Annotated in this window: 24 protein-coding genes; 2 read left to right on the plus strand and 22 right to left on the minus strand. The window is 69.2% G+C overall.

All coding sequences use genetic code 11. The features are described 5' to 3' along the window. Position 1 precedes the first annotated feature (1 nt). The 21 genes from AC3RCC_RS20225 to AC3RCC_RS20325 all read right to left on the minus strand — a co-directional run bounded on the left by AC3RCC_RS20225 (position 2) and on the right by AC3RCC_RS20325 (position 19,454). On the minus strand, positions 2 to 1,501 hold the full coding sequence (locus AC3RCC_RS20225) for a HAMP domain-containing sensor histidine kinase (protein WP_492256387.1): 1,500 nt from the start codon (positions 1,499 to 1,501) through the stop codon (positions 2 to 4). Then, a complete protein-coding gene (locus tag AC3RCC_RS20230) occupies positions 1,485 to 2,168 on the minus strand; it encodes a response regulator transcription factor (protein WP_066470705.1) in 684 nt (227 codons plus the stop codon). Before AC3RCC_RS20230 ends, AC3RCC_RS20225 begins: the two co-directional genes overlap by 17 nt. A 188-nt stretch (positions 2,169 to 2,356) precedes the next feature. After that, positions 2,357 to 3,580, minus strand: coding sequence for a trypsin-like peptidase domain-containing protein (locus tag AC3RCC_RS20235; protein WP_492256388.1), 1,224 nt, complete (start codon positions 3,578 to 3,580; stop codon positions 2,357 to 2,359). A gap of 130 nt (positions 3,581 to 3,710) precedes the next feature. After that, positions 3,711 to 4,178, minus strand: a complete 468-nt coding sequence (locus AC3RCC_RS20240) for a cytochrome c-type biogenesis protein (RefSeq protein ID WP_492256389.1) — start codon at positions 4,176 to 4,178, stop codon at positions 3,711 to 3,713. Positions 4,179 to 4,183: 5 nt separating this feature from the next. Then, the gene (locus AC3RCC_RS20245; RefSeq protein WP_452119513.1) at positions 4,184 to 6,166 is read right to left on the minus strand and encodes a heme lyase CcmF/NrfE family subunit; all 1,983 of its coding nucleotides are present in this window, start codon (positions 6,164 to 6,166) and stop codon (positions 4,184 to 4,186) included. 10 nt (positions 6,167 to 6,176) lie between these two features. Then, entirely contained in the window at positions 6,177 to 6,659 is a 483-nt protein-coding gene (ccmE, locus tag AC3RCC_RS20250) for a cytochrome c maturation protein CcmE (RefSeq protein WP_291635036.1), read from the minus strand. Between the two features lie 41 nt (positions 6,660 to 6,700). Further along, positions 6,701 to 7,810 (minus strand): c-type cytochrome biogenesis protein CcmI, encoded by a 1,110-nt coding sequence (gene ccmI / locus AC3RCC_RS20255; RefSeq protein WP_492256390.1) that lies wholly within the window; start codon positions 7,808 to 7,810, stop codon positions 6,701 to 6,703. 78 nt (positions 7,811 to 7,888) lie between these two features. Beyond that, complete coding sequence (locus tag AC3RCC_RS20260; protein ID WP_492256391.1) at positions 7,889 to 9,265, minus strand: sensor histidine kinase; 1,377 nt, start codon at positions 9,263 to 9,265, stop codon at positions 7,889 to 7,891. Between the two features lie 7 nt (positions 9,266 to 9,272). Continuing rightward, positions 9,273 to 9,938 carry a response regulator transcription factor gene (locus AC3RCC_RS20265; protein WP_291634883.1) on the minus strand — a complete coding sequence of 222 codons (666 nt, stop codon included), beginning with the start codon at positions 9,936 to 9,938 and terminating at the stop codon, positions 9,273 to 9,275. Between the two features lie 43 nt (positions 9,939 to 9,981). Beyond that, positions 9,982 to 10,308 (minus strand): PepSY domain-containing protein, encoded by a 327-nt coding sequence (locus tag AC3RCC_RS20270; RefSeq protein ID WP_291634881.1) that lies wholly within the window; start codon positions 10,306 to 10,308, stop codon positions 9,982 to 9,984. A gap of 186 nt (positions 10,309 to 10,494) precedes the next feature. Further along, on the minus strand, positions 10,495 to 14,427 hold the full coding sequence (locus AC3RCC_RS20275; protein WP_492256392.1) for a baseplate multidomain protein megatron: 3,933 nt from the start codon (positions 14,425 to 14,427) through the stop codon (positions 10,495 to 10,497). Further along, a complete protein-coding gene (locus AC3RCC_RS20280; RefSeq protein WP_492256393.1) occupies positions 14,427 to 14,885 on the minus strand; it encodes an NlpC/P60 family protein in 459 nt (152 codons plus the stop codon). The genes AC3RCC_RS20275 and AC3RCC_RS20280 overlap by 1 nt, the downstream gene beginning before the upstream one ends. Continuing rightward, positions 14,882 to 15,772: a phage/gene transfer agent baseplate hub protein gene (locus AC3RCC_RS20285; protein ID WP_492256394.1), complete on the minus strand. Its 891-nt coding sequence runs from the start codon at positions 15,770 to 15,772 to the stop codon at positions 14,882 to 14,884. Before AC3RCC_RS20285 ends, AC3RCC_RS20280 begins: the two co-directional genes overlap by 4 nt. Positions 15,773 to 15,782: 10 nt before the next feature. Continuing rightward, on the minus strand, positions 15,783 to 16,424 hold the full coding sequence (locus tag AC3RCC_RS20290) for a DUF2460 domain-containing protein (RefSeq protein WP_291634874.1): 642 nt from the start codon (positions 16,422 to 16,424) through the stop codon (positions 15,783 to 15,785). A gap of 54 nt (positions 16,425 to 16,478) precedes the next feature. Next, positions 16,479 to 17,066, minus strand: a complete 588-nt coding sequence (locus AC3RCC_RS20295) for a phage tail tape measure protein (RefSeq protein WP_492256395.1) — start codon at positions 17,064 to 17,066, stop codon at positions 16,479 to 16,481. Positions 17,067 to 17,101: 35 nt separating this feature from the next. Then, positions 17,102 to 17,269 carry a phage tail assembly chaperone gene (locus tag AC3RCC_RS20300; RefSeq protein WP_492256396.1) on the minus strand — a complete coding sequence of 56 codons (168 nt, stop codon included), beginning with the start codon at positions 17,267 to 17,269 and terminating at the stop codon, positions 17,102 to 17,104. Between the two features lie 41 nt (positions 17,270 to 17,310). Continuing rightward, a complete protein-coding gene (locus AC3RCC_RS20305; protein WP_492256397.1) occupies positions 17,311 to 17,664 on the minus strand; it encodes a gene transfer agent family protein in 354 nt (117 codons plus the stop codon). A 12-nt stretch (positions 17,665 to 17,676) separates the two neighbouring features. Further along, a complete protein-coding gene (locus tag AC3RCC_RS20310) occupies positions 17,677 to 18,087 on the minus strand; it encodes a phage major tail protein, TP901-1 family (RefSeq protein ID WP_492256398.1) in 411 nt (136 codons plus the stop codon). A 22-nt stretch (positions 18,088 to 18,109) separates the two neighbouring features. Next, complete coding sequence (locus AC3RCC_RS20315; RefSeq protein WP_291634866.1) at positions 18,110 to 18,520, minus strand: DUF3168 domain-containing protein; 411 nt, start codon at positions 18,518 to 18,520, stop codon at positions 18,110 to 18,112. After that, the gene (locus AC3RCC_RS20320) at positions 18,517 to 18,858 is read right to left on the minus strand and encodes a phage head closure protein (protein WP_492256399.1); all 342 of its coding nucleotides are present in this window, start codon (positions 18,856 to 18,858) and stop codon (positions 18,517 to 18,519) included. The genes AC3RCC_RS20315 and AC3RCC_RS20320 overlap by 4 nt, the downstream gene beginning before the upstream one ends. An 11-nt stretch (positions 18,859 to 18,869) precedes the next feature. After that, on the minus strand, positions 18,870 to 19,454 hold the full coding sequence (locus tag AC3RCC_RS20325) for a head-tail connector protein (RefSeq protein ID WP_492256400.1): 585 nt from the start codon (positions 19,452 to 19,454) through the stop codon (positions 18,870 to 18,872). Between the two features lie 72 nt (positions 19,455 to 19,526). Here AC3RCC_RS20325 and AC3RCC_RS20330 point away from each other — a divergent pair, with 72 nt between their 5' ends. Continuing rightward, the gene (locus tag AC3RCC_RS20330; protein WP_492256401.1) at positions 19,527 to 20,306 is read left to right on the plus strand and encodes a S1 family peptidase; all 780 of its coding nucleotides are present in this window, start codon (positions 19,527 to 19,529) and stop codon (positions 20,304 to 20,306) included. Positions 20,307 to 20,424: 118 nt separating this feature from the next. Then, positions 20,425 to 21,291, plus strand: coding sequence for a S1 family peptidase (locus tag AC3RCC_RS20335; protein WP_291634858.1), 867 nt, complete (start codon positions 20,425 to 20,427; stop codon positions 21,289 to 21,291). Between the two features lie 24 nt (positions 21,292 to 21,315). Here AC3RCC_RS20335 and AC3RCC_RS20340 read toward each other — a convergent pair whose 3' ends face one another. Next, the gene (locus tag AC3RCC_RS20340) at positions 21,316 to 22,557 is read right to left on the minus strand and encodes a phage major capsid protein (RefSeq protein WP_492256402.1); all 1,242 of its coding nucleotides are present in this window, start codon (positions 22,555 to 22,557) and stop codon (positions 21,316 to 21,318) included. Positions 22,558 to 22,606 lie beyond the last annotated feature (49 nt).

Here is a 22,606-nt window from a genome sequence, read left to right on the forward strand (position 1 = left end):
TTCAGGCCGACTGGAACCCTGCCGGCTTTGGCGGGGAAGTCGAGCCCGCAGGCTCTTCCACGGCCGGACTTTCCACAGCGGGCGGCGCCAGCGGCAGGGACATCTCGACACGCAGCCCAGGCGCGTTGTCCGCGAGTTGCACCGCACCGCCATGCAGGCGCGCCACCGCGGAAGCCAGCGCCAGGCCGAGGCCGAAGCCCGGCTTGCTGCGGCTCTTGTCGAGCCGGACGAAACGCTCGAGCACCCGGGCTCGGTCGGCTTCGGGAATGCCCGCGCCGTGATCGGCGACGCCGAGCTCGACCATATCGCCGACGCGCCTTGCCGTGACCTCGACCGTCGCCGGCGCCTCCCCCTCCGGCTTGCCGTATTTCAGGGCGTTGTCGATGAGGTTGGCCAGCGCCTGGCCGATCAGCTCGCGATTGCCGGTCAGCGAAAGCCCGGGCTCGACTTTGACCGAGAGCGAGAGCCCTGCCTCCTCGGCCAGCGGCTCGTAGAGCTCGCCGAGCCCATCGACGATCTCGGCGAGGTCGAGCGGGGCCATGCTGTCGCTGATTTGCCTGGTCTCGAGGCGAGCGATCATCAGGAGCGCGTTGAAGACGCGGATCAGCCCGTCGGCCTCGTCGATCGCGCCGTCCAATGCAGCGCGCAGCTGCTCCGGTGTCTCAGCGGTACGCAGCGCCTCCTCGGCGCGGTTGCGCAGGCGCGTCAGCGGCGTCTTGAGGTCATGGGCGATATTGTCGGAGACCTGCTGCATGCCGCTCATCAGCTCGCCGATGCGGTCGAGCATTGCGTTGAGATTGAGGGCGAGACGGTCGAGTTCGTCACCGGTGCCGGAGACGGCGAGCCGGCCCTTGAGGTCGCCGGCCATGATCGAGCGGGCGCTGTCGGTCATGCCGTCGATGCGCTTGAGCACGCGCCGCGCCACGAACCAGCCGCCGAAGCAGCCGAGCACCACGACGAGCACGAGCGACCAGGCGGCGGCGCGCTTGATGATGACGCGCAGCCGCTCGCGCTCCTCGACATCACGGCCGACGAGCAGCCGGAAACCGGCCGGCAGCATGAAGACGCGGACGATCGCGTGGTTGACCTGATCGAGCGCCTCCGACGAGCGCGCATACTGGATTTCCTTTTCACCCGGTCGGTCGAGCGTGCCGGGCTGGAGCGCCTCGATGTTCCCCGCGACGCGCTCGCCCGTCGGCGTGACCACGAGATAGAGCGAGGCGCCCGGACCGCGCGAGCGCCGTTCGATGACCTGGACCAGCCGCCGGATGCCGCCGAGGCGCTGCTGCTCGGCCAGGCCCTGGATCTCCGCATCGATGGTCGAGCGGATCTGGTCGTCGAGCAGGCTCTTGGCGTTCCAGGCGACATAGCCGAGCACGAAGGCGGCGAAGAGCGCGAAGACGACGAGATACACCGCCGTCAGCTTGAAGGCGGTGGTGCGGAAGAGGTTCGGCAGGAAGCGCTGGCCGCCGGCCGGCGCCGGATCAGCGAGCTGTGTCACGGACCATGTATCCCGCGCCGCGGATGGTGTGGATCATCGCATGCTCGAAGCCCTTGTCGATCTTGGCGCGCAGCCGCGAGACATGGACGTCGATCACATTGGTCTGGGGGTCGAAATGATAGTCCCAGACGTTCTCCAGCAGCATGGTGCGGGTCACGACCTGCCCGGCATGCTTCATCAGATATTCGAGCAGGCGGAACTCGCGCGGCTGCAGCACGATCTCCTCGCCGGCGCGGGTGACGCGATGGGCGAGCCGATCAAGCACGAGATCGCCGACCCGGTAGGTGGTCGGCTCGGAGGCCGGCGCGCCGCGCCGGCGGGCCAGAACCTCGACGCGGGCGAGCAGCTCGGAGAAGGCGTAGGGCTTGGGCAGGTAGTCGTCGCCGCCGGCCCGCAGGCCCTTGACCCGGTCGTCGACCTGAGCGAGCGCCGAAAGGATCAGGGCCGGCGTCGCGTCGTCCTGCTCGCGCAGCGAGCGGATCAGCGAGAGCCCGTCCATGCGCGGCAACATGCGGTCGACGACCAGCACGTCGTAGCCGCCGCCCTGGGCGAGCGCATAGCCCTCCAGCCCATCGGCTGCATGGTCGGGAACATGCCCGGCTTCACGGAAAGCCTTGACCAGATAGGCCGCCGCTTCGGCGTCGTCTTCGACGATCAGGAGTCGCATGGCGGCAAGTTACCTCAGCAAAAGGAAAAGCGGCAGGCCGGATGTGACGATCCGACCTGCCGCGGAAGCGGTGGGGTTCCCCGGCATGGGGGCGACGTGACAGCCGGGGAAATCCATCCGCCCGGAGCATGTTCCAGCTATAAGTTACGCTGACGCGCTGGAACACGCCCGACTTGGACTAGCCCGGATCAGGCCGCCGGCTGGCGACCGACCTCGAAGGAGAACTCGCGCTCCTTCCCGTCGCGCCAGACGGTCAGCTTGGTCTTGCTGCCCGGCGCGAAGGTAGCGATCTTGCGGGAGAGATCGCGGGCGTCGGCGATCTTCTCGCCATTGACGGCCAGGATCGTGTCGCCGCGCTTCAGGCCGGCCTTGGCGGCCGGACCGTCGAGCTGCGCCGAGGCGATCAGGGCGCCCTTGGCGTCCTTCAGGCCGATCGCATCGGCGACCTCGGCCGTGACCGGCTGGATCTGCACGCCGATGAAGCCGCGCGCCACCGTGCCGTCCTTCTTCAGCGATTCGACGACGCTGTTGACGGTCGCCGCCGGAATGGCGAAGGCGATGCCGACATTGCCGCCGGACGGCGAGAAGATCGCGGTGTTGACGCCGACGACCTCGCCCTTGAGGTTGAAGGTCGGGCCGCCGGAATTGCCACGGTTCACCGCCGCGTCGATCTGCAGGAAGTCGTCATAGGGACCCGAGCCGATGTCGCGGCCCTGGGCCGAGACGATGCCGGCCGTGACCGTGCCGCCGAGACCGAACGGGTTGCCGACCGCCATCACCCACTCGCCGATGCGCGGCTTGGCGCCGGCCAGCTGGACGAAGGGATAGTTGCCGGACTCGTTGACCTTGAGCAGAGCAAGATCGGTACGCGGATCGGTGCCGACGACCTTGGCGGTCAGGGTCTTGCCATCATCGGTGACGAGCTCGACCTGGGACGCCTTCTCGACGACGTGGTTGTTGGTGACGACATAGCCGTCCTGGCTGACGAAGAAGCCCGAACCCTGCGACATCGCACGACGCTCCGGCGCCGGCCGGCCGAGGCGCGGGTTCTGCTGCTCGTCGAACTGGCGGAAGAAGCGCTCCAGCGGGTGGCCGGGCGGCAGGACGTTCGGGCCGCCCTCGCCTTCCTCACCGGTGGCGGCGAGGCGCGAGTTGACGCGGACCGAGACGACGGCCGGCTTCACCTTCTCGGCGACGTCGGCGAAGGAGGGCAGCTGCATCTGCACGCCCGAAAGCTGGATCGGCTGGGCGTTGGCGCCGCCATGGCTGGTCAGCAGGTTGTCGGCAAGACCGGCCATCAGGCCGATGCTCAGGGTCGCAGCGCCGGCGATCAGAGCGCCGCGCTTCAGGATCGAGCGGGCCGGAGCCGGCTGACGGAAGGTGTTCTCGGTCTTGTTCTCGTTGGTATTCATGATGCAAACCTCGCGGCGGATCGCAGGGTCTTTCCTGCTTCGTCCCCTGCACCATGAGGCTTGGCGCCTTACCCGGATTTCGCCCGAGCATGACGATTTCGTAAGGTTCGCTGTGAGGCTTCGACCGGGCTCAATCGGACTCGGCGCGCGTCAATTCGTCGAGGCGGCGCTGCTCGTCGGCGGTCAGCGCCGGGGTCGCCGTGGCAGGCGCGTCGTTCATCCGCCGGCGCCGCCAGAGGAAGAGCAGGCCGGCGGCCAGGATCGTGAAAGGCGCCATCCAGAGCGCAAGCGTGCGGGCATTGACCGGCGGCCGCAGCAGCACGAAGTCGCCATAGCGGGCCACGACGAAATCGGTAACGGCACGATCGCTGTCGCCGGCGACCAGCCGCTCGCGCACGAGGATGCGCAGATCCTTGGCCAGCGGCGCATCGGAATCGTCGATCGACTGGTTCTGGCAGACCAGGCAACGCAGCCCCGAGGAGATCTCGCGCGCTCGCTGCTCGAGCGCAGCGTCGGGCAGGATCTCGTCGGGCTGAACGGCCATGGCCGGCCCGGCGAAGGCGAGCCCGAGGCAGATCAGCAGAGAGGCGACGCGCATCGACCTCACTCCGCCGGCTGCGGCATGGTAGCGGCAGGCGCGGCGCGGCGCGGCGCAGCCACCCGGAAGCGCCGGTCGGTCAGCGAGAGCGCGCCACCGAAGGCCATGATCAGCGAGCCGATCCAGATCAGCAGGACCAGCGGCTTGTCATAGGCCCTGACGGCGATGCTGCCATCGGCCTCGCGCTCACCGAGGCTGACATAGGCCTGGCTGAATCCGTCGCTGCGGATACCGGCCTCGGTCGTCGGCATGGCGCGTGCCGTATACATCCGCTTCATCGATTCGACCGGCTTCATCTCGCGCTCGCCGGACCGGATCTTGAAGCGCGCGACCTCCTCGGTGAAGTTCGGCCCGCTACGCGGCGCGATCGATTCCAGCGTGAAGGTGTAGCGGCCGCTGGTCAGGCTCTGGCCGGGCTTCAGGAAGCCGATCCCCTCGGTGCTCCAGGCGGTCGCGGCGATGCCGATCACGGTGACGCCGACGCCGGCATGGGCGAAGGCCGTGCCCCAGATCGAGCGCGGCAGGCCGCGTGCCCGCGACCAGATCGCGGCGGCGCCGCTGGCGCGGGCGACGACGCGCTCGCCGAGATCCCAGAACGCGCTCACGACCAGGAAGACGCCGAGCCCGACGCCGAGCGGGGCGAGCACGGGGCCGCCGCGCGTCAGGGCGAGCAGCGCGATCGTCACCAGCACGGCGAAGCCGAAAGCGAACTGGGCGCGCTGGGCCGCACCGAGCAGATCGCCGCGCTTCCAGGCGAGCGACTGGCCGATCGGAAGCAGCAGCAGCAGGGGCACGATCACCGGCACGAAGGTCGCGTTGAAGAAGGGCGGACCGACCGAGATCTTGTCGCCGGTCAGCATCTCCAGCACCAGCGGATAGAGCGTTCCGACGAAGACGGTGGCGCAGGCGGTGGCGAGGAAGAGATTGTTGACGACGAGCGCGCTCTCACGCGAGATCGGCGCAAACAGCCCCCCCTGCCGCAGGAGCGGCGCCCGCCAGGCGAACAGCGCCAGCGAGCCGCCGACGAAGAAGACCAGAATGGCCAGGATGAACAGGCCGCGCTGCGGGTCGGTGGCGAAGGAATGCACCGAGGTCAGGACGCCCGAACGGACGATGAAGGCGCCGAGCAGCGAGAGCGAGAAGGTCAGGATCGCAAGCAGGATCGTCCAGACCTTGAGCGCGTCGCGCTTCTCCATCACCACGGTCGAATGGATCAGCGCCGTACCGGCGATCCAGGGCATCAGCGAGGCGTTCTCGACCGGATCCCAGAACCACCAGCCGCCCCAGCCGAGCTCGTAATAGGCCCAGTAGGAGCCCATGGAGATGCCGAGCGTCAGGAAGGTCCAGGCCAGCAGCGTCCAGGGCCGGACCGCGCGCGCCCAGACGGCATCGATGCGCCCGTCGATCAGCGCCGCCACGGCGAAGGCATAGGAGATCGAAAAGCCGACATAGCCGACATAGAGCAGCGGCGGATGGATCGCGAGACCGAGATCCTGGAGCAACGGGTTGAGGTCCTGCCCCTCGGCCGGCGCCGGGACGAGTCGGCGGAACGGGTTGGAGGTCAGCAGCGTGAAGGCAAGGAAGGCGACCGTGATGGAGCCCTGGGCGGCCAACGCGCCGGCCCGCAGCCGCGCCGGAAGCGAGCGCCGGGACAGCGCGACCAACGCGCCGAAAAGGACGAGGATGAGGACCCAGAGTAGCATCGAGCCCTCATGGTTCCCCCAGACCGACGTCAGCTTGAAGATCAGGGGCTGCGCCGAATGCGAATTCGAAGCGACGTTCTCGACCGAGAAATCCGAGGCGACATAGGAGAACATCAGGCTGCCGAAGGCGAGCGCAACGAGCAGGAAACAGGCGATCGCGGCGGCCGGGCCGACCGAAGCCAGCACGGGATCCTGACGGGCGACGCCCCAGAGCGGCACCACCGTTTGGATAACGGCGACGCCCAGCGCCAGCGCCAAGGCGAAGTGACCAATTTCGACGATCATCGCTTTAGCCCTATTTCGCCGGCGCCGGCGTGGTGGCGGCGTCCGCCCCCGCCTTGGCGTCACCCGGCTGCCAATGTCCCTGCTTCTTCAAAGCGTCCGCAACTTCGCGAGGCATGTAGTTCTCGTCATGCTTGGCGAGCACCGAGTCGGCGCGGAAGCGGCCTGGCGCTTCGAGCACGCCCTCGGTGACGACGCCCTGGCCCTCGCGGAAGAGATCGGGCAGAAGGCCGGTATAGTTGACGGTGATCGTCGTCTTGGCATCGGTCACCGTGAAGCTGACCTTCTGGCCGGGCGTACGCACGACCGAACCCTCGCCGACCAGACCGCCGAGCCGCAGGCGCGTGCCCGGCATGAGCCCCTTCTCGACCACCTCGGTCGGCCCGTAGAAGAAGACGATGCTGTCGCGCAGCGCATAGGCGACGAGCCCGGCCGAGATCGCGAGCACCGCTCCGGCCGAGGCGATCAGCACCATGCGGCGCTGCTTTCGCGTCATGCCCTTGCGCACCGGGCTGCGTGGAAAGCCGGTCTGCGCGGTCATCGGGATGCCTCCTGCAAGCCGAGTTCGCCAGCGAGCGCGGCCAGCGCCGCGAGCGCGTCGGGATCGGCCGCGAGCCGCTCGCGCGCCGTCGCCAGGGATTTGAGAGCCGCCGACCGATCCGCGAGCACGCTCTGCGAGCGGATCAGGCGCGACCACTCGGCCAGCGTGCCGCCGCCCTCGCCGAGCCTGGCGGCCAGGCTGTCGACCATGCCGCGGATCGCCGCCGACTGGTCCTGGGCGGGCAATTTGGCGATCGCCGCCGCGGCAGAATCGGCAGGGCCCTGCAGGCTTTCGAGACGCGCCGCGACCGGCCCCCTCCAGGGTGCGTCCGCCGGCGCGCCGGCGAGCAGGGCCTGGAGCGAGGCGATCGCCTCCGGAATCTTGCCGTCCTGCTCCTGGCCGATCGCCAGGAAGAAGCGGGCGCGGGGATTGGCGGGGTCGAGCTTGACCGCTTCCGCCAGAGCCTCGCGCGCGCCGACGGTGACGACCCCTCCGGCCGCCAAGATCAAGGCCTCGCCGCGCCCCGCATGGCGCTCGGCAGTCGGACCGTCCAGGCGGATCGCGGCGGCGAAAGCCTTCGCGGCGTCCTCGAAGCGGCCCTGCCGCAGATAGACCGGCGCCAGCACCGACCAGCCCTTGCCGTCATTCGGATTGGCAGCGAGATGGGCCTCTATCCGTGCCAGCGCGATCGCGAAATCCTGCCCGGCGGCATCGGATTTGAGGCGCGCCGCCAGCGGCTGGTCCGGCATGCTCGGCGAGCCATAGGCGCCATAGACAAGCAAGGCCAGCAGCGGCACGCAAGAGAGCGCGATCGCCGAAGCGGCGCGGCGCCGGCGCAGGGAAGGTTCGCTGTCGCCCGCAGGCGCGGCTTCGACCTCGGCCGCCCGCAGCAGCCGGCGCGCCGCCTCGGCCTTGGCGGCCTCCGCCTCGGCGGCACCGATCAGGCGACGGCCGAGATCGCGCTCGATCTCGGCGACCTGGGCCCGGTAAAGCGAAGCCGCCCCCGCCGTGTCGGCGAAGATCGGCGGCTGGCGACGGCCGAGCGGCCAGAGCACGGAGAGGACCGCAGCCCCCGTCATGACCGCAAAGATGATCCAGATCAGCATCGGCCGTTCATAACCAATCGCGCGACGCGCTTCATGCCCGAAGATGGCGACAAAGGGTCACGCGGGCAATGCGCGGCATCAAACAGCCGGCAGAATCAGCCGGGCCCTGAGACCGCCCAGCGGCGAGTGCTCGAGCGTCAGCCCACCGCCATAGAGCTTGGCGAGATCGACGACGATGGAGAGCCCGAGCCCCGAACCCGGCGTGGTCTCGTCCAGCCGGCGGCCGCGCTTGATCACATCGGCCATGGCCTCGTCCGGCAAACCGGGACCGTCGTCGTCGATCAGCAGGGCGAGGCGCCCTTCCGGCAGGTCGCGGCCGGTATCCAGGCTGACCCGGACCTGAGAGCGAGCCCATTTGAAGGCGTTGTCGAGCAGGTTTCCGAGCATTTCCTCGAGATCCTGCCGCTCGCCGCGGAACCTGGCGTCGGGTGCGACGTCATGCCCCCCCCGGACGGCGCGCCCATGCGCGATCTTCTGAAAGGTCCGGATCAACGCATCGAGGGAAGGCGCGATCTCGGTGACGCCGCCGAGCGCACCGGACAGTGCCGCCGCCCGGGCACGGTCGAGATAGTACTGGACCTGATCGCGCATGATCGCCGTCTGATGGCGAACGGTCTGGGACAGCGGCCCCTGCGCGGCTTCAGCCTCGTTCTGCATCACGCTGAGCGGCGTCTTCAGTGCATGAGCGAGGTTGCCGACCTGCGTCCGCGCCCGCTCCAGGATCTCGCGGTTGGCGTCGATCAACTGGTTGAGCTCGCCGGCGAGCGGAGCGAGATCAGGAGGATATTCGCCGCCGATGCGGGCGCTCTCGCCGGTGCGGACCTTGCCGACGGCAGAGCCGAGACGAACCAGGGGGCGCAAACCGAAGCGGACCTGGATCAGGGTCGAAGCGACGAGCGCCAGGCCGAGCAGCAGGAAGGTCAGGGTCAGGGCGAAGCGGAAATCGCGGATATCGCCGTCGATCTCGTCGGCGGGGGCGGCGACGCCGACAGTAAAGCGGCCATCCTCGCCGACATCGATCTCGCGCTCGAGAATGCGCAGCTCGCGATCGTCAGGCCCGGAGATATAGCTTTCGCGCAGGCCGCGCGCATTGGGCCGCAAGGGCTGGTCGAGCAGCTTGGGCAATTGCCCGCCGACCAGCGAGCGCGAAGTGCGGACGTTCGGGCGCTCGCCGTCGAGCCTGATGATCTGCCAGTACCAGCCGGACAGCGGCAGATCGAATCGCGGCTCGCCGAGATCGCCGATCGCCTGCCGCTCGGCTTCGGGCGGGGCGGCGAGATCGGCGACGAGTTCCTTGATGTAGACGCTGAGGCGCTCGTCGAAGCCGCGCTCGGCCGAACGGCGGTAGAAGGTGGTCAGGCCGAAGCCCGCGAGGATCAGCACCAGCGCGCAGCAAATCACCGCCGAGACGAAGAGCCGCGCCCCGAGCGAGAAACGGCGTCGCGTGGCGGGCATATGCGCGTCAGGCCTTGGCGGCCGCGGCGATATAGCCCAGGCCGCGCACGGTTTCGATGATCTCGACGCCGAGCTTTTTGCGCAAACGGCCGACGAAAACCTCGATCGTGTTGGAGTCGCGGTCGAAATCCTGGTCGTAGAGATGCTCGACCAGTTCGGTGCGCGAGACGACGCGCCCCTGATGGTGCATCAGATAGGCCAGAAGCCGGTATTCATGCGAGGTCAGCTTGACCGGATTGCCGTCGACGACGACGCGGCTGGCGCGCGTATCGAGGCGGACGGGACCGCAGGTCAGTTCGGAGGTAGCGTGCCCGGCAGCCCGGCGCAGCAGCGCACGCACCCGGGCGAGCAGCTCCTCGATATGGAAAGGCTTGACGACATAGTCGTCGGCGCCGGCGTCGAAGCCGGCGACCTTGTCACTCCAGCGGTCGCGCGCGGTCAAAATCAGGACAGGCATCGTCTTTTCCGCCCGGCGCCAGCCCTGGAGCACCGAGACGCCGTCGATCTTCGGCAGGCCGAGATCGAGGATGACGGCGTCATAGGGCTCGGTCTCGCCGAGATAGAGCCCCTCCTCGCCGTCGAAAGCCTTGTCGACGGCATAGCCGGCATTCTCGAGCGCGTTGACGATCTGGCGGTTGAGGTCCTTGTCGTCCTCGACGACGAGCAGTCGCACGGCGGGATCACTCCATTGCAAATGTCAGGGGGAAATAGCCGAACTAGCGGATATCCGCCACCTTGCCCGAATGCCCGTCGAGGGTCACGCGAGCGACCCGCCCATCGCGCTTCAAGGTCGTGACGACATAGACATAGTCGTCGCCGAGCCGGCAGAGGCGGATTCGGACGACCTCTCCGGGCGCCGCATCGCGCGCGTGCCGGGAGGCCGCGGCCGGCTGCATGACCTTGCCTTCCGAAACCGCATCGCGTGTCTCGCTGGCCGACAGGCAGGAGATTGGCGGCGCGGTGTCGGCCGTGATTACCGGCGAAGCCGCGAGCGTCAGCGTGGCGAAGATGGCGGTGGTCGGAGCGAGCGGCATCATCAGCATGCGCTAATCCTGCCCGCGTGAATGCGCCATGAACACCCCTGCCCGGCAGGTTTCCGAAGCGCTGAAGGCCGGGCAAGCCCCAAGCATTTCCGGCCCTCTCCTGAAACGCGGCGATTCCCCGATAGGCCGGTTTATCGCATTGTCTTCACGCAAACCGATACCCGCTTCGTTCGAAAACACGTCAGCTCAGCGAATCGTGACGAGGCCGCGCCAGGCCTGTCCGGCGCCGGCCGCGGTGCTGAGCTGCGCGACCGCGATGTCCAGCTGCAGCTGCACCACCCCGAAATCCGCGATCTCGTTGGCGGAAGTGTAGAGCAGGCTCGGACGGTCAGTATCGATGATGCGTATGACCGCGCCCGCCCGATGGATGGTCAGCCGATAGGCTTCGCTTTCCTCGCCGAGGGGCGCCTCGAAGGCTTCCCAGGAATCGCCGTCGATGCGCGTGCGCCTGATCCAGCTCAGCATCACGCCCTCCGTCAGGCGGCGGGCCCGCGGATGTACCGGCGCCAAAGGACGCAATGCCAGGCTGCCGACGGTCGCGACGAACTCGCGCATCGCCGTCCCGCCCAGATCGGCGTTGGCAGGGCCGACCCGGTAGCGCCAGGCACGACCGATATCGTCATGGGAGAAGCTCAGCGGCTCGAGGGCGCCATCGAGAACGACCAGGCGTGAACCGGCCGCCAGAACCCGCCCGGTGGCCGGCTCGGAGCCGCCGAGGCCGCGGACCAGATGCGAAAGCCGAAAGCGCCGCGGACCGATCAGCTCGACGCGCGCGGCGGTCAGGAGCTCGACTACACCGTCCCCGTCGAGCAGGGCGAACGCGTTGGCGCCGGCAAGGGCCGCCTCCTGCGTGACCGAGGCCAGCGCACCGCCTCGCAGGCGGATATCGACACTGGCTTGCCGATCCGTCCGCCAGAGCGGCCCGGGCGCCAGCACGGTCAGCGTCTCGCCCATGAGCGATGGTGCCGCCACGAGGCCGTGCAAGCCGAAAGGCATGCCTTCCGCCGCACGCCAGATCGCCAGCGCACCCGGCCAGGGATCGGCGAAAGCTGCGAGGTATTGCAGTGCCGGCGGATTTTCGCGGGCGATCGGCAGATCGAGCATCAGCACATCCGGGCGCCCCGCCACCCGCGGCGCGAGCTTCACCGCGCGCCCAGCCACAGCGCCCGGCGTGGCGGCCCGGTAGATCGCCGGCTCGACCGCCCGGGCGCTCGCCTTGCGCGTGCTGCCGTCGCTGATCCGCACGAGCCTGAACAGGCGGGCGTGCCCGGCGATCTCCAGCGAGACGACATCGCCGGGTTCGAGATCGATGCAGCGGGGAGAGAGTTCGAGCTCCAGCGTCTCGCGACCGGCCCATGTTTCCTGGAGACGTTGCTCGGCCAGGCGCTGGCCCTCGCTGCGCCGGGTCACGATCGCGGTTTCAATCGCGCTTGCGCGCCGGGCGGCACCGGCAAGCCGGCGCGAACGCGCAGCGACGCGGCGATAATCGCTGTCGCCATCGATATGAGCGAAGCGCAGCTCGCGTGGCAGTTCGCTTTCCTCCGCCCGGCGAAGCTCGAAAGGCTGCCCATCGCGATCCAGCACCAGATCATCGGAGGAAAGCCGGCGCGGGACCGCAGCGCCGCGGCCCCGAAAGCACAGCCGGCCGGAAGACATGGTGACGTCGAAGCCGAAAGCCTGGGCGAGCGGTTCGAGAGCCTGCCGCGCCGAAAGCGGCCGGTCGAGGACATAGCCGTCGAGGAAGCCGTCGATCGCGATCTCGTCGGGGACCGGCAGCCCGTATTCGGCGAGGATTGCCCGCACCAGCCGATCCAGCGTCGCCCCTTCGATCCGGCCGTTGATCCAGTGGCCGGTGTCGTAGTTGGGACCATCCGCCCAGACTGTTTCCAGCTCGGGAAAGGCGGGGAAAGGCCGCGCATCCCAGGTCCAGACATAGACATTGGCTGGATCGACCATGCGCCGCCCGCCCGGCCCGAAAATCGGATTGATCGCCGGATCGAAGCCCGGCAGCGCCGGATCGAAACCGGAGAGGAGCGCCTCGAGGCCGCGCGCCTGCACGAGATCGTCGCGAGCGCGGGTCGAGAAATGCGGATAGCCGCCATCGACCGACTTAGGATCGGGGAACACATTCGGCGAATTCCCACCCTTGTCGACCGCAGGCAGCCCGATCTCGGTCAGCCAGATCGGCTTCGAGCCAGGTTGCCAGGGCGTGGCGGAGCCGAGCTCGAAGCCGAGCCAGCGTTCGACATGGAGGTTGGACCACCAGCCCGGCAGGTCCTTGGGCCGGAAGATCCAGGGCTTGCCATAGGCCCCGTCGCTGATCGGCAGGCGCGTCTGCGCCTGCCGATCAGCGAGGGACAGATAATACCAGTCATAGCCCTCGCCCGAGACCAGCCGCGCGCGAAGATGGTCGACATCGGCCGGCCCGCGCGCCAGGGCGATGTCGGCATGATCGGGCGTATCGCGCCAATCGGTCAGCGGCGCGTAATAGTCGATGCCGATCGCGTCGATGTCAGGCGAGGCCCAGAGCGGATCGAGCGGAAAACGCACTTCGAGCCCGCCGTCTCGGACATGGGCACCGTACTCGGTCCAGTCGGCGGCATAGACCAGCTGGGTCGGGGCCGGCAGCAAGGCCCGCACCTCGGCCGCCAGAGCGACCAGCCCCTCGACCATCGGATAAATGCCCGGCGCGCGGCGCACCCGTGTCAGGCCGACCAGCTCCGAGCCGAGAATGAAGCCGGCGACCCCGCCGGCCGCCCTGGCCAGCATCGCGGCATGCAGCACCGCGCGACGAAATCCCCAATCCTCCGGCACCGCGCAGACGACCCTGTCGCCATCGAGCGAGAAATCGCTCGCCCGCGCCGAGCCGAGGAAGCTCGCGATCTGCGCGGCGGCCACCGCACCACCATCGGCCGTGCCCGGCCGATCGGGCGCGGGCGAGCAGCTCAGCCGGCCACGCCAGGGATAGGGCGGCTGCGCGCCAGCGCCGGAATGGGGATCCGGCAGGGCGTTGTCGGCCGGGATGTCCATCATCACGAAGGGATAGAGCACGACCTCCAGCCCATAGACGTCCCGCAGCCTGCGGATCAGCGCGATGACGCTATCGTCCGAGGGCGTGCCGCCATAGGCGGGCTTGCCACCCGACCGGCTGACCAGGCGCGCCTCGGTACGTCCGAGCCCGGCCACCGACCACTGCGCGCCGGACGTCGTCTTCTCCGTGATCTCGACGCGCGGCGTGATGGTGCAGGAGCCGGCGCGCAGATCGTCGCCGAACCAGCTCACCACCAAGGAGACCCGCCGCAATTGGGGGCAGAGCGCCAGGAGATGGCCGATCGCGCCATCGACATCGGTCGCGCTGTGCCATTGATGGCGATTCTCGGCGAGGCTGACGCCCGGCTCGGGCTCCTGGTTCACCAGCGTCGGCTGATAGATGAACTCGCTAGCACCCGGGATCAGCGTCACGGCACGGATCATGCCGCCGAGCCCCGGCACCGCGCGCACCACCTCGAAGGAGAATTGCGGCACGCGATTGCCGTAGTCGGCGAGCGGAAAATGCTCGAACACGACATAAGCCATGCCGCGATAGCCCGGAGCAGCGCCCGCTTCCTTGGCAGCGATCAGCGGGTCGGGCTGCTGGTCGGGAAAGCCGCGATGGACGCGCAGCGTCACGGCATTGAAATCGATCTCGCGGCCATCGGCCCAGATCCGGCGCACGAAGGCGATCGGCCCCTCGCATAGTCCGATGGCGAGGTTGGCGTAGTAAGAATACGTCGTCTCATAGGTCTTCTGCGCCTTCTGCCCGCCCTTGCCGCCGCGCTTGCCGCGGCTGACCGTGGTCGTCACCTCCTCCTCGAACCGTGTCGCCCAGATCAGCTGCCCGCCGATCCGGACACGGCCATAGACGCGCGGGATCGCGGCACCCTCCGTCGAGGCGAGACCGTCGATCTCGGTCAGGCGCGGCCCTTCGATGACCCGCGTTCCACCGCCGCCACCGAGCAGCGACTGGTCGAGCCCGGCCCCGGCGACGGCGCCGAGCGCCCGGCCGAGCATCGCGCCGGCTGGGCCGCCGAGCATGCCGCCCAGCACCGAGCCGGCGACCTGAAGAACGAGCGTAGCCATCAGCAATCCAGCTCCGGGAACGAGAAGGCGTGGCTGCAATGGCGGCGCCACCAGCCCGTGAAGGCGACCTCGCTGACCGCAGCTCCGTCATGAGCGTGCAGGATCCGGCCCGGCTCGGTCAGGATGGCGCAATGCGCCGCAGGCCAATGGTCGCGCCAGCGAAAGAGCAAGACGTCGCCGGGAAAGGCCTGGGCCGGCTCGATGGCCGCCAGATGGCGCATCGCCGCGAGCGCCAGGGTCTCGTCGGCGGCATGCTGTGCCCAATAGGGGTCATAAGGCGGCAGCGGCTCGGGTTCGTCACCATAGAGCTCACGCCAGACGCCGCGCACCAGGCCGAGGCAGTCGCAGCCGACGCCGCGCAGGGAGGCCTGATGGTGATAGGGCGTGCCAAGCCAGGACCGGGCCGTCGCGACGATCCGGGCGCGCCTCGCGGTTCCATCGTACCTCGCCGCATTCATCGGAACAGGCTCCCGCCGTCGAACGGCCCCGCGCCAGGATCGGAGGCACGAACGCCGCCGATGATGAAGTCGTTGCCGGGCAGATGCGGGAAGCCGCGGAAATTGACGCCGTTTCCGAACTTGGACCGGCAGGTCGCGAAGCTCTTGTCGCAGCCGGCCGAGACCGTGAAGGCATCGCCGGCCGCGATCGGCGCCGGAGCGGCCTGCCAAAGCTGGAAGCTCACCACGCCATCGGCGTTGCGATGGCTTTTCACCTCGGTCGCGAAGCCGAGACTGGCGCCACTGGTAAAGCTCAGCTTGCCGCCGGCGTAAAACCCGTCGGCTGAACCCGCCAGGCCGTACGCCGTCAGTGTCAGCCTGCCATCCGTCGTGGCGACGCTGGCATGAGCCTGGCCGATCGCGGCGCCGCAGCGGGCATCGCCGAGATCGGCGGAGCAAGACGCGATATAGAGTCCGCCACGCTCCTCGTCGAAGGCCTTGCCGAGCCCGCGCACCTCCGCGCTGAAATGGCTGTCGCCTCGCTTCACCTCGCCGACGAAGCCGGTCTCCAGCAAAGCGCGCTGGCCGATATCGGCCCAGTTCACCAGCCAAAGCGAGACCCGGGCATCGTCATAGAGCCCGCGCGACAGTTCGGCCTCGCTGAGCCCGCTGGCGACGAAGGCGCCGAGCACCTCGCCACCACCGGTCGCGAAGCCGAGTTCGGCCGTCGCCTCGGCCGCCTCGAGCCCCGATCCGGCCCGGTAGAGGATGCCGTCGAAGGCCAGGTCGCGATCGTGGTCGGTGAAACCGAGCACGGCACCGTCGCGCCGCGTCAGGCTCCAGCAGCGGCAAAGCGTCGTCGCCTCGCCGGAAAGATGGGCGGCGAGCGCGGAGGATAGAGTGCGCATGGGCTTGGCCTTAGTCGACGATTTCGACGATCGGAATCTTCGGGATGTCGCCGGCCTCGAAGGCGGAAAGGTCGACCTCGATCATGTCGAGGTCGAAGCGCACCGGGACGTCGAAGGCGAAGCCGGCGCTGACGAGTGCATCCGCTGCCGGGGCGTGACCGACGGCGAAGGTCAGCTGACCCGTCGCATGGTCGCAGACGACGTTTCCGGGCTGGGCCTGGACGACGCCGTCCACGGCGACCTGCACCGAGCCGAGGACCGGCTTGGTGATCCGCCGGACATAGGGCGCATGCAGGCCGCCATAGAGCTTGCCGAGCTGGAAGACGCGCGTCACCCCGTCGCCGATGCCGATCTGCTGATCGCTCGCCGCCGGCTCGCCGGAGGGCACGCAGCTCTTCCAGTCGAGCCGATCGCGCCAGCGGAAACCGTAGAGCCGACCGCGACGCTCCTCGAAGAAGGCGACGATCGTCGCGAGCTGATCGAGCGTGCGCACGCCGAAGCCGGCATCATAGCGCCGGCGCGAATGGGCCCAGCGGCTGTTGCGGACCTCCCGGCCGGAGGCCAGCGTGACGACCTGCGTCAGCCGCTCCGGACCACCGCGGGCGCCGCGCGCGATCTCGATCGGGAAGCGTTCCTCATGGAAGCCGCTCATGCCGCATTCCTTGCTGGTTGGGGCGTGGCTGCCGGCTCATGCCGCACGGGCCGGTCAGAGCGCCCGGTTGCCGCGCGCCACAGCCCGCGCGATCGCGGCCGAAACCTGAGCCTCGGAGCGGCGGAAACTATCGGCGTCGGGGGTCGAAACCTGGACGACGACGCTGACCGGCCTGCGGCCATCCCCGCCGCCGACGCGCACACCGAGCTTGCCGTCGGGGCCTCGCGAAAGCGGCATGATCGCCTCGGCGCCGCGCTCGCCCATCAGGCCGAGGCCGCGTCCCATGGCGAAATAGGACGGCGCTGCAACCACTCCGCCATCGGCGAAGACCGACACGGAGGGGGCGAGATTGCCGCCAAGCCCGTTCGAGAACAGTCCGCCCAGGCTCTTCAACCCTGAGCCCAGCAGCCCGGAAAGCCCGGTCTGCAAGGGCTTCAGCGCCGATTTCAGCAGGCTCTCGCTCAGGGTCCGGCCAACGCTGCGCAGTACGTCCTCGAAGCGCCGGCCCTCGATGACGCCTCTGGCGAAGGCACCGCTGATCGACCGTCCGAAAGCTTCGGAAGCGCGAGTCAGGCCTTGCGTCAGCCCGGTCATGGCGCGCAGCCCGGAGAGATCGAATGAGGGTGTGTCGTCTTCTGACATGGCGATCGGTCCTTCGGTTCCGGCTCAGCCCGAGGTCACGGCCCGTCGGGATGGTCGCGCATCAGGGCCTCGAGCGTGCCGCGCGCCGGCGGCTCGCCCGCAGGAACGCGGCGAAGCGCTTCGCTCGCCGCGAAGATCTCGCGCGGGCTCGCCGCCCAGAAAATCTCCGGCGGCCAGCGCAGTTGGCCGAGCCCGAAGGCCATGACCTCGCACCAGGGAAACGGAGCAGGCGCCGCCGGCGCGGCTATGGCACCGGCGGCGACGGAGGGCGCGCAGGCTCGCCCTCGCCCACAGGTGCGAAGGTCGCGTCGAGCAAGGCGATCGCCGCCGCGATCGCCCCGTTCAGCCCGCCATCGAAGGCGAGCGCCGCGACGTCGTCATCGGCCAGCCCGACACCCGCGCCACGAAGGCCGGCCGCGAGGATGCGGGTGACATCGCGGGCGGACAGCCTGCCGGTGGCGAAACGTTCGCCCAAAGCGGGCAGATTCTCGACGGCAAAGGCGTGCTCCAGCTCGGCAAGCGCGCCCAGGGTGAGCCGCATCGGCCGCGCCCTGCCCTCGACCATGAGGGCGACCTCGCCCCGATAGCGATTGACCATGGAGGGATCTCCTCAGGCGAGCGTGAAGACGAGCTGTCCGGCCGATTCCAGCGAGAGCTCGAAGGTGACCTCGGCGGCGTGGTCGCCGCGATATTCGAGCGTGGAGATCTGGAACGGCCCGGTGATCACGCCGAAATCGGGTACCACCACCTGCCAGTCGCGAATGCTGCCGTCGAAGAAGATCTGCCGCACCAGCGCGTCCGAAGCCTCGTCCTTGAAGATGCCGACGCCGCTGATGCTGGCCCGCCGCATGCCGGCTCCCGCCAGCAACTCGCGCCAGCGTCCGGCCGATTCGGCATGGGTGACGTCGACCGCCTCGGCATTGAAGGCGATCTGGCGGGCGCGCAGCCCGGCGACGGTGACGAAGCTTCCGCCTGCATCGGCCGCCTTGAGCAGCAGGTCCTTGCCTTTCTGGGCCGGCATCGGCTGTTCCTTTCCAGTGTTCTCAAAGGGTTTCGGTGACGGCGCGGAAGCGCAGCGTCACCGTCGGAAGCTGGCTCCTGGCATCGCGAGCAAGCCGCGAGGACAGCCAGGTCAGATTGATCAGGCGATGTCCGTCGAGCCCGAGCGGTGCACCGTTCAGGCTGGCGACGATTGCAGCAGCCGCCTCGAGCGCCTGGCGCGCGGACGCGCTTTCGCCGGCCCAGACCACGAGGCCGAAGCGTTGCTCGCAGCCGGAATCGCTGCCGGTCGACCAGTCAGCGGCCTCGACCTCGCCATGGACGAGATAGGTTCCCTTCGCGGCGCGCGGCGGCTCCTCATAGAGCCGGCCGGCTCCGATCAGGGCGGACAGGCCTGTGTCGGCGGCCAGATGCGCCTGGACGGCGCGGCGCAGGGCAAGGACCGCTCCGCTCATGGACGAACCTCCTCCGCCAGGCAGACCAGGCGCCGGCGTCCGCCATCGGGGTCGGCGACGGCGCGGATCTCGAAAATCTGTGTCGCATCCCGCAGCCGCTGACCGGCATCGACCCCGGCGCGCCAGCGCAGGCTGATGCGATGGCTGAGCGCCTGCTCGGGACGTCCGGCGCGCCAGCGCTCTTCGCCCGACAGCCATTCGACCCGTGCCCAGACCGCTGCGACGAGCTCATGGCTCCGCATCTCGCCACCGCTTCCGTCGGGCACGCCCACCGGTCGCTCGAGCAGCAGGCGCCGCCGCATCGCGCCGACCGGGCCGGATCTGAAAGATTCGTCCATCACCGCCTCCGTCACAGCTTCAGGCGGCGAAAAGGGGCGAGGAGCGCCGCGATCTCGGCCGGCAGCTGCGCGGCATCCCGGCTGGCGACGTCACCGCGCTGCTCGAACCAGCGGCAGGCCAGCCGCAGGACAGCCTGGCGCAACGGCGACGGCACCAGATCCGGCGTCGCCCCGAAACCGGCGACGACATCGATCTCGACCGCCTCCCGCTCGCGGCCCGGTATCGGCACGGCCCCGGAGACCGCAATGACAGGCGGGTCCATGCCCTTGATCAGGACAAGCGAGGAGGCGGCCACGATCTGCGCGTTACCTGCGGCGTCGTAGACCCGCGCAGCGATGATGCGCTGGACCGGCGAAAGCGGCAGGCGCAGCTCTCCGCCGACCGGCCAGCGGTCGAGCACGAGGCGCCAGCCCTGGTCGATCAGCATGCGGCCGGATGCGGCCTCGACCATCAGACGCGCCGCCGTGACGAGCATGCCGAGGAGTTCGTCCTCGTCGGCAGCATCGAGCCGCAGGAAATCCCTGGCCTGCACCAGCGAGACGGGCTCGATTGCCGGCGGCGAGATCGCGAGCGGCGTCATCCTGGCCGTGTTCATGGCCTCTCCCTTTCCGGGGTTTGAACGAAGGAGCCGATGCGCTATCCAGCGCCCTCCCAACTGGAGGGCGTCATGCGCGACGGCACAGCGAAATGGTTTGCCGGACTGGCGGCCGGGGCAGCGGCGCTGCTGGCCTCGCCGGCCGGGGCGGTGGTCGGCGGACGCGAAGGGGGACCGCAGGCCAGCTCGACCGTAATGGTCCTCAACGCCCGCGGCGGCGTCTGCACCGGCATCGTGCTGTCACGTCGCGCGATCCTGACAGCGGCGCATTGCGCCGACGGACGCACCGATCTGCGCATCCATTGGCGCGAAGGCGGTGAACCCGTCCTGGTCGAACCCGCCGCGGTCGCCCTCCACCCGGAGTTCAACGCAAAGGCGGTCACGGCCAGGAAACGCTCGATCGACCTCGCGCTCATCCGTCTCGCGGCACCGCTCCCGGCCCGCTTCTCGGCGGCGTCGCTGGTCGACGGCCCCCTGCCGCGCACCGGCACGGCGATCACGCTCGCCGGCTATGGCGTCTCGCGCGAGGGCGAAGCGAGATCGACCGGCACCTATCGTTCGGCGGCGCTCGCCACTGTCGAGCCCTATGGCCCTGGCCGGGTTCTGATCTGGACGGCAGATCCTGCCGGCGGCGGCAAGCGCGCGGCGTCAGGCGCCTGCCAGGGCGATTCCGGCGGCCCGATGCTCGATCACGAAGGCGGCATCGTCGCAGTCACCAGCTGGTCAACCGGCCCCGGCGGCAAGCAATGCGGCCTGCTCAGCCAGGGCGTTCTGGTCGCCCCGCAACGCAGCTGGATCGACCGGACCCTGTCGGGCTGGGGCGAAAGCATCGATTGGACACAGAAACGCTGAGACGCAATGCGACAGCTCGGAACCGGATCTCGGCTGCCTTCCGACACTGTCGAAGGCGGGCGCGGAGAACGGCACTGGACTGCGCCGCAGCAAACCATAAAGTGACGCCATGGTCGCAATGAAACCGATCGCATCTCGCTCCCGCCGTCCGTTCAAGGCGGCCGTCATCCTGTTCGCAGCCGCGCTGCAGGCCACGCCGGCGAGCGCGGTCGTCGGCGGCGTCAAGTCGCGCTCCGCCGATGGCGTGCGCGCCTCGACCTTGCGGATCGAGACCAGCCGCGGCGAACTCTGCTCCGGCGCCGTGATCTCGACCGAGTTGATCCTGACGGCGGCGCATTGCCTGATGACGGGCGGCTCGGTGCGCGTCATCAGCCTCGACCGGCGCTTCCGCAGCCGCACCCATGCCGTCGCGGCCGTGCTGCCGCACCCGACCTTCGTGCCCGGCACGACGCCGCGCACCCAGCCCGGCGCCGACCTCGCGCTGATCCGCGTCGCCAGCCCGCTGCCTGCCGATCTCGAGCCTTTGACGCTGGGCGGCGGGCTCTGGCAGGGCGAAACGGTGACCATGGCCGGTTTCGGCCTGGCCTCGGAGAAAAACAAGCGCACCGCCCGGGTGCTGCGCGAGGCGACGCTGGTCAACGCCGGCAACTACACCACCGCGAACACCGTCAAGGTGGCCGTCGACACCGAAAACCGCGGCGAAGTGCCGGGCGCCGGCGCCTGCCGCGGCGATTCCGGCGGCCCGGTGCTGCGCGGGCCGCCGGGTTCGCGCGATCTCGTCGGAATCGTCTCCTGGTCGAGCGGTCCGTTGAGTTCGCGCGTCCGGCTGATTTGTGGCGGCTTCACGGCGATCACCCCGATCAGCGAGCACCGTGCCTGGATCAGCGAAGCCAGCGCTCGCCTGCTCAATTATGGCGATGATACCAGGCAGGTGCGCGACGATGCGAACCCGAGCGCCAGCTATAGCTGGTGGTTCAGCCGCTGAGCCGACGAGCGCCGGCCGCGGCCCTCAGGCGGAGAACTTCAGCCCCTTGATCGCGGCGAAGTCCTGGATGCCGCCGCCGACGCGCTTGGTCGTGTAGAACAGCACGTGCGGCTTGGCGGAATAGGGATCGCGCAGGATGCGCACCCCCGCCCGGTCGACCACGAGATAGCCGCGCCGGAAATCGCCGAAGGCGATCGCGATCGCATCCGTCGCGATGTTCGGCATGTCCTCCGCCTCGACCACCGGAAAGCCCAGCAGCGTCGCCTGCGCGCCCGCCGCGGCCGGTGGCTGCCAGAGATACTGACCGGTGGTGTCCTTGAACTTGCGCACCGCGGCCTGCGTCTTGCGATTCATCACGAAGCTGGCGTTCTGGCGGTAACCGGCCTTCAGCGCATAGACGAGGTCGACCAGGATGTCGGCCGGGTTCGCGGCGGCGAAGGCACCGGCGACGCCGGTCTTCAGCGTACCGATATTGCCCCAGCTCCAGCTGGCGTCGGCGACGCTCGGATAGGCGAGAAAGCCCCTGGGCTTGTCGACGCCGTCACCATTCACGAAGGCCGCGCCCTCCTGCTCGGCGAAGGCGCTCTCGACCTCCTCGGCGATCCACTGGTCGATATCGACGATGGCGTCGTCGAGCAGCGTCTGGGTCGCCGCCGGCATGGCATAGAGCTCCATCGCCGGGAAAGAGAGCTCGGCCAGAGCGGGCGTGCCGGTCTGCGGCCGGGCGACGCTCTCCGCCACCCAGCCCGAAGCCGGACCGCTGGTCGAGAACGCCTTCTTGTAGGTGCCCGAGGAGATGGTGCGCACCGTCGCCAGCGCGCGGATCGGCGAGACCGCGGAGAGGCGGCGCAGGATCTCGCTCTCGACGGTCGAGGGCGCGAGATAGCCGCCATCGGGGCCCGAACCGGCGGAGAGCGCCTTGCCCTCGAGCTGTTTCAGCCCAGCCGCCTCGCCATGGCGGACATAGGAGGCGAAGGCGGCCTTGTGCTCGGCCACGGCCGGGTCGCGCTCCTCCCCCGCACCCAGCGCCGGACGGCGGGCGTCGAGCGCGAGCCGATCGAGACGGCGGCGCGTCTCGTCGAGCGCGCCGTCGAGGCGCTGCAGTTTCTCGCTGGTCACGACATCGCCGCCCATGCGGGTTTCGAGTTCGGCCAGGCGCTCGTCATTGGCGGCCCGATAGGCCTCCAACGTGTAGCGCAGATCGTCATAGGCGAGCGCGATCTCGCCGGTCGCCTTGGTCTCGGGAGCCTGGTTCGACAGGGTCATGGGTTCTCCTCGCATGGCTTGTCCTCGGAAGTGAGCGGACGGTTTCAGA

The sequence above is a fragment of the Allobosea sp. GW823-FHT01F03 genome (genome assembly GCF_058798075.1).